Origin of the sequence: Aeromonas sanarellii, assembly GCF_000820085.1 — a bacterium.
Classification (GTDB): Bacteria; Pseudomonadota; Gammaproteobacteria; order Enterobacterales; family Aeromonadaceae; genus Aeromonas; species Aeromonas sanarellii.
The window spans coordinates 75,869-82,664 of record NZ_CDBN01000063.1 but is presented as its reverse complement, the minus strand read 5'-3'; the positions used below and the strand labels follow the sequence as shown (position 1 = coordinate 82,664).

5 protein-coding genes are annotated in these 6,796 nt (G+C 67.6%); all 5 read left to right on the top strand.

Annotation, left to right across the window (positions count from 1 at the left end):
- Positions 1–1,545, top strand: a 1,545-nt coding sequence (gene mshL, locus BN1132_RS12670; RefSeq protein WP_042077982.1) for a pilus (MSHA type) biogenesis protein MshL, incomplete at its 5' end; no start/stop codon positions are given.
- Between the two features lie 95 nt (positions 1,546–1,640).
- The gene (locus BN1132_RS12665; protein WP_042077980.1) at positions 1,641–2,531 is read left to right on the top strand and encodes an ExeA family protein; all 891 of its coding nucleotides are present in this window, start codon (positions 1,641–1,643) and stop codon (positions 2,529–2,531) included.
- Positions 2,528–3,697 (top strand): tetratricopeptide repeat protein, encoded by a 1,170-nt coding sequence (locus tag BN1132_RS12660; RefSeq protein WP_042077978.1) that lies wholly within the window; start codon positions 2,528–2,530, stop codon positions 3,695–3,697. Before BN1132_RS12665 ends, BN1132_RS12660 begins: the two co-directional genes overlap by 4 nt.
- An 80-nt stretch (positions 3,698–3,777) precedes the next feature.
- Complete coding sequence (gene mshE, locus BN1132_RS12655; RefSeq protein ID WP_042077976.1) at positions 3,778–5,490, top strand: MSHA fimbrial ATPase MshE; 1,713 nt, start codon at positions 3,778–3,780, stop codon at positions 5,488–5,490.
- Between the two features lie 59 nt (positions 5,491–5,549).
- The gene (locus tag BN1132_RS12650) at positions 5,550–6,770 is read left to right on the top strand and encodes a type II secretion system F family protein (RefSeq protein WP_042077974.1); all 1,221 of its coding nucleotides are present in this window, start codon (positions 5,550–5,552) and stop codon (positions 6,768–6,770) included.
- Positions 6,771–6,796: the final 26 nt, after the last annotated feature.

Genomic DNA, 6,796 nt, shown 5'->3' with positions numbered 1-6,796 from the left:
CCCCTGACCACCCTGCCCCCCTCGGTGCAGAGCGAACTGCTGCAGCTCAATCGTCCCCAGCAGCCCCTGCCCGTCCCCGAGAAACGGATGCGCATCGCGGCCCATGACGTCGATGCGGTGGAGTTTTTCGGCTCCCTGTTCAAGGGCTCCCGTTACAGCGTCGCTGTCCATCCCGGGGTGGCGGGAGCCATCTCGGTGGAATTGAAAGACGTGACCCTGCAGGAGGCGCTGGCGACGGTCGGCGACATGTACGGCTTCGATGTGCAGCGAAAGGGCAATGTCTTCCACGTCTATCCGGCCGGTCTGCGCACCGAGACCATACCGGTCAACTACCTGATGATGGCTCGCCGCGGCCTCTCCCGTACCTCGGTGAGCACCGGCGGGGTGACCGCAAACGACAACAATAACAACGGCAATAACAACAACGTCGACAACGGCCTGAACAACGGCGGCAACAACAACTTCGACTCCTCCTCCAACGGTGACGGCAATGCCAACGGCAACGGCACCCGGATCGAGACGGACAGCAACAACGACTACTGGACCGATCTGCGGGACTCCCTGCAGACCCTGATCGGCAACGGCGAGGGGAGAGCCGTCATCACCAGTCCCCAGGCGGGTCTGGTCACGGTGCGGGCCTATCCGAAGGAGCTGAAGGCGGTGCGCGAGTTCCTGGATCAGTCCGGCGAGCATCTCAAGCGCCAGGTGGTGCTGGAGGCGCGGATCCTAGAGGTCTCCCTCAACGAGGGCTACGAGCAGGGGGTGGACTGGAGCGGTCTCTCCGCGAGCTGGGATGGCGGCAAGGGCATCACGGGGGGCGGCTCCCTGCTCGACAGCCCCATCGCCAATACCCCCAACCAGATCTTCCGGGCGCTGGGGGGCGGTGCCGGCTTCACCATTTCCGATGGCAACTTCAACGTGGCGGTCAGCCTGCTCAAGACCCAGGGGGACGTGAACACCCTGTCGAGCCCGCGCGTCACCGCCACCAACAACCAGAAGGCAGTGATCAAGGTGGGCACGGACGAGTACTTCGTGACCAATGCCTCGACCACCACCACCACCTCGGGCAACTCGGCCCCCATCGTCACCCCCAACGTGGAGCTGACCCCCTTCTTCTCGGGCATCGCCCTGGACGTGACCCCGCAGATCGACGAGGCCGGCCGGGTGCTGCTGCACATCCACCCCTCCGTCATCGACACCGAGGAGCAGAGCAAGACCATCGACGTTGGCACCACAGCGCCCCTGGTGCTGCCGCTCGCCAAGAGCTCCATCCGCGAGTCGGATACCGTGGTGCAGGCCAACAACGGCGACATCGTCGTCATCGGCGGCCTGATGAAGACCGACAAGCAGGAGATCGTCAGCAAGGTGCCCCTGCTCGGGGACATTCCCTGGGTCGGCGAGGCCTTCACCAACCGCCGCGAGAGCAACCGCAAGGTGGAGCTGGTGATCATGCTCAAGCCGACCGTGGTGGAAAAGGATACCTGGCAGCAGGAGCTGCAACGCTCCTCCGAGCTGCTCGACAAATGGTACCCGCCCAAGGGCTAAACCATGATGCGCACCCCCATAGTATCAGCGCCATCTCGTCGGCCTCTTGCCGCCGCAGCCCCCAATATTGGCGCTGATGGGGCCGGGGAGGGGAGATGTATCTGAGCCATTTCGGCCTGCGAGAGCCCCCCTTCGGCCTGACCCCGAACACCGGCTTCTATTACGGCCTGCCCCCCCACGAGGAGGCGATGCAGGTGCTCAACTGGGCGCTGGCACAGGGGGAGGGCTTCATCAAGGTGACCGGCGAGGTGGGCACCGGCAAGACCCTGCTGTGCCGCAAGCTGCTGAGCGAGCTGGGCTCGGAGGCGCGTCCGGTGCGCCTGGCCTGGCTGCCCAATCCCCATCTCACCCCGGGGGAGCTGCGCACCGCCCTGGCCCTGGAGCTGGGGCTGACGCTACAGGGAGAGGGCGAGCTGGATCTCACGGATCGCATCCACCGCCACCTCATCGCCCTGCACCAGCAGGGGAGCCGGGTAGTGGTGCTCATCGACGAGGCGCAGGCCCTGCCCGACGAGACCCTGGAGGCGATCCGGCTGTTCGGCAACCTGGAGACGGAGTCCTGCAAGCTGCTGCAAATCGTGCTGTTCGGCCAGCCCGAGCTGGATGCGCGGCTGGGGCAGCCCCGCCTGCGCCAGCTGCGCCAGCGCATCGGCTTCTCCTACCGCCTGCGGCCGCTGCGGCTCGACGAGACCCGGGCCTATCTGGAATACCGGCTGCAGGTCTCCGGCTACCGCGGGGCGGCGCTGTTCGAGGGGCGGGCCCTGCGCCGGTTGTGGCGGGCGTCCCGGGGCATCCCCCGGCTCATCAACGTGCTGGCCCAGAAGTGCCTGATGCTGGCCTATGGCCGCGGTGTGCGGCGGATCGACAGCGCCCTGGTCCGGCTCGCCATCCGCGATACCGAGGACGCCGGCGGCGGTCGTCTCACCTTCTGGTGGCTCCTGCTGCTGTTGCTGGGGGCCGCCCTGGCCTATGGAGTCTGGTCATGAGCGTGATCAATCAGATGCTCAAGGATCTGGAGCGGCGCCAGCCGGGATCCGAGGACGCCGCCGTCTACGTGGCGCCGGTGCGCCAGCAGGGCTGGTGGATGCTGGTGCTGACCCTGCTGTGCACCCTGGCCCTGGCCATCCTCGGCTGGCGCACCTGGATCTATTGGCAGCAGAGCCAGCGGGCCGCCCAGCCAACGGCGCGGGTCGTCGAATCTCCGGTCCAGGCATCTGCGTCTGCCGCTGTCACTCCGATCGTCTCGTCCGCCCTCCCTGCGATGGCGAGCACGGCAGTGCCCACCGCCTCCGCGGAGGGGGCGGCGAGCGTGCTGGCGGCGTCCCCTGCGAGGGTATCGAGCCCGGCTCAGACGCCGGTACCCGCCGACGAGGCCCAACCGGCGTCCGGGGCCCAGGCCGACGAGACCCGGGCAGATGAGAACCAGATGGACGAGGGGCTGGCGGACGAGGCGATCCCGAGCGACGAGGAGTTGCAGCCGGATCTCTATGCCGAGCTGGCCGCGGAGCAGGACGCCGAAGACGCGCCTGCGGCCCCGCGCAAGCCCGGGATCCTGAAGATAGAGACGGTGGAACTCTCCGCGTCCGAACTGGCCGCCCTGGCCGAACGCAAGGCGACCACCGCCATGGCCAAGGGGCAGATGCAGGAGGCGCAGGACAGCTATTACGAGGTGCTGGCCCACGACCCGCACAACCAGGGGGCGCGCGAACAGCTGGCGGGCCTGCTCTACGGGGCGGGGCGGCTGGCCGAGGCGAGCCAGGTGCTGGAAGAGGGGCTGAGGCTGGATCCCGCCCAGGCCGATCTGCGCCTGCTGCTGGCCCGGGTGGCCATCGGCAGCGGAGAGCGGCAGAAGGCGCTGGACTGGCTCACCGGCTACCAGCCCGAGCTGGCCGGCAACCTGGACTACTACGCCACCTGGGCCGGACTCGCCCAGGAGCTGGGTCAGCCCGCCCGGGCGTCCGAGCTGTATGTCAGGCTGTTGCGCCAGCAGCCGGATCAGGGGCGCTGGTGGCTCGGACTCGGCGTGGCCGAGGATGGTCAGGGCCACCGTCAGCGGGCGCTGGACGCCTATCGCAACGCCCAGCTGCACGGCAACCTGGGCGAGGCCTCGACCCAGTGGCTGGAACAGCGGATCGCCCAGCTCAACCCCTAAGAACCCGCCATGGCCCGGCCGCGTCGGCGAACGCTGACCGGATGGGCCGCGGGTGTGAAGCAACCGACATCGGAGCGTAAATGGCACAACCCAGACTGAAGATGCGCCTCGGCGACCTGCTGGTTCAGGAGCTGATCATCTCGGATGATCAGCTGCAGCTCGCCCTGCAGCAGCAGCGCCACACCGGCCGCAAGCTGGGCACCACCCTGATCGATCTCGGCTTCATCAGCGAGGTGCAGCTGCTGACCTTCCTCGCCCGCCAGCTGGACGTGCCCTTCTTCGATCTCAACAACCTCACCATAGACGCCGCGGCCGTGACCCTGCTGCCCGAGGTGCAGGCGCGCCGCTACCGGGCGCTGGCCGTTAACCTCACCGACGACAAAGTGACTGTGGTGATGTCGGATCCCGCCGACTTGAGCGCCCTCGATGCCATCGCCGCCCTGCTGAGCCCGCGGGAGCTGGTGCTGGCGGTGGCGCGGGAAGGCCAGTTGCTGGAGTATTTCGACCGCCTCTACCGCCGCACCCGGGAGATCGAGAACTTCGCGGTGCAGCTGCACGAGGAGCACCAGGAGACCGGCTTCGAGCTCGGCACCGGCGGCCTGAACGCCGGGACCGACGAGGGGGAGGCGACGGTGGCCAAGCTGCTGCGCTCCCTGTTCGAGGATGCGGTGCAGGTGGGGGCGTCGGATATCCATATCGAGCCGGACGAGAAGGTGCTGCGGATCCGCCAGCGGATCGACGGGGTGCTGCACGAGAACATCCTGAGCGAGGTGCGCATCGCCCAGGCGCTGGTGCTGCGCCTGAAGCTGGTGGCCGGCCTCGACATCTCGGAGAAGCGGCTGCCCCAGGATGGCCGCTTCAACATGAAGGTGCGCGGCCGCGACGTCGACGTGCGGATGTCCACCATGCCGGTGCAATACGGCGAGTCCGTGGTGATGCGCCTGCTGGATCAATCCTCCGGCATACTGTCCCTGATCGAGACCGGCATGCCGCCGGCCATACTGACGCGCTTTCGCCGCCAGTTGCGGCGTCCCCACGGCATGATCCTGGTGACGGGCCCCACCGGCAGCGGCAAGACCACCACCCTCTATGGCGCGCTCTCCGAACTCAACCAGGCGAGCCACAAGATCATCACGGTGGAGGACCCGGTAGAGTACCGATTGCCCCGCATCAACCAGGTGCAGGTCAATCCCAAGATAGGCCTGACCTTCTCCCAGGTGCTGCGCTCCACCCTGCGCCAGGATCCGGACATCCTGCTGGTGGGGGAGATGCGGGACAGCGAGACGGTGGAGATCGGCCTGCGCGGCGCCATCACCGGCCACCTGGTGCTGACCACATTGCACACCAACGACGCCGTCACCAGCGCCCTGCGCCTCATCGACATGGGGGCCCCCGGCTACCTGGTGGCGAGCGCCCTGCGGGCCGTGGTGGCCCAGCGCCTGGTGCGGCGAGTGTGCGAACACTGCGCCTGCGAGACGGCGCCGGACGAGGGTCAGGCCACCTGGCTCTCCGTGCTGTCGGGGGAGGCGCCCGGCCAGCACAGCTATCGCAAGGGGCGCGGCTGCCAGAGCTGCAACTTCACCGGTTACTCGGGCCGGATCGGCGTCTACGAGCTGCTGGAGCTGGATCAGCCCATGATGGACGCCCTGCGGCGCAATGACGCCGAGGGCTTCGCCCGGGCGGCGCGGGAGCACGAACACTACAGGCCCCTGGCCCTCACGGCGCTCGACTATGCCCGGGAGGGGATCACCTCGGTGGACGAGGTGCTCAGGCTGGCGGAGGATCTGGGGTAAGTCATGACTCACACCCATAGCAGTGCATCACAGAGCCCCCCGGGCGATCGAGGTCGCCCATGAGTCGCTTTGCCTACAAGGGGCGCGACAGCCAGGGGCAGGCCGTCAGCGGCGTGGTGGAGGCCGCCAGCGAGCTGGCCGCCGCCGAGCAGCTGATGCGTCGCGGGGTCATGCCCACCGAGTTGAAGGCCGGCCAGGCCAGGTCTGCCGCCATCGACTGGTCCCTGCTGCTGGAGGGGAGCGTCAAGCTGGAGGAGCTGGTGGTGTTCAGCCGCCAGATGTATGCCCTGACCCGGGCGGGCATTCCCATACTGCGCGCCATCGCCGGGCTGGAGGAGAGCGCCCACAGCAAGCCCCTCAAGCGGGCGCTTCACGCCCTGGGAGAGGATCTCGGCAATGGCCGGCCGCTGTCGAGCTCCATGCAGGCCCACCCCAGGGTGTTCAGCAGCCTGTTCGTGGCCATCATCCACGTGGGGGAGAACACCGGCCAGCTGGAGGAGGCCTTCCTGCAGCTCGCCAACTACTTCGATCTGGAGCTGGAGACCCGCAAGCGGATCAAGACCGCCATGCGCTACCCCAGCTTCGTGATGATCGCCATCGCCGTCGCCATGGTGATCCTCAACATCATGGTGATCCCGGTCTTTGCCAACATGTTCGCCAAGTTCGGGGTGGAGCTGCCGCTGGCGACCCGGATCCTGCTCGCCACCTCCCACTTCTTCGTCCACTACTGGTGGCTGCTGCTGGCCATCCTGGTGGGGGCTGTCGTCGGCTGGCGCCGCTGGGTCGCCACGGCCAGGGGCAAGCTGGCTTGGCACAGATGGCAGCTCAGACTGCCCATCGTCGGCTCCATCATAGAGCGCTCCCTGCTGGCCCGCTTCGCCCGTAGCTTCTCCATGATGCTCAAGGCGGGGGTGCCGCTGAACACGGTGCTGACCCTGGTGGCCGATGCGGTGGACAATGCGTATATGGCGGGGCGGATCCGCGACATGCGGGGCGGCATCGAGCGGGGTGAGAGCCTGCTGCGCACCGCCGGGGCCAGCGGCCTGTTCACCCCCCTGGTGATGCAGATGATCGCGGTGGGGGAAGAGACGGGCCAGGTGGACGAGCTGCTGCACGAGGCGGCCGAATATTACGAGCGGGAGGTGGACTACGACCTCAAGAGCCTCACCGCCCGCATCGAACCCATCCTGATCGGCATAGTGGCGGTCATGGTGCTGGTGCTGGCGCTCGGCATCTTCACGCCCATGTGGGACATGATGCGTGCCGTGCGCGGTCAATGATGTGGTTCGGCATCTTCACTCCTCCT

Coding starts and splice junctions, on each gene's coding strand:
- BN1132_RS12665 (WP_042077980.1), top strand. CDS start 1,641: ATGTATCTGAGCCATTTCGGCCTGCGAGAGCCCCCCTTCGGCCTGACC.
- BN1132_RS12660 (WP_042077978.1), top strand. CDS start 2,528: ATGAGCGTGATCAATCAGATGCTCAAGGATCTGGAGCGGCGCCAGCCG.
- mshE (WP_042077976.1), top strand. CDS start 3,778: ATGGCACAACCCAGACTGAAGATGCGCCTCGGCGACCTGCTGGTTCAG.
- BN1132_RS12650 (WP_042077974.1), top strand. CDS start 5,550: ATGAGTCGCTTTGCCTACAAGGGGCGCGACAGCCAGGGGCAGGCCGTC.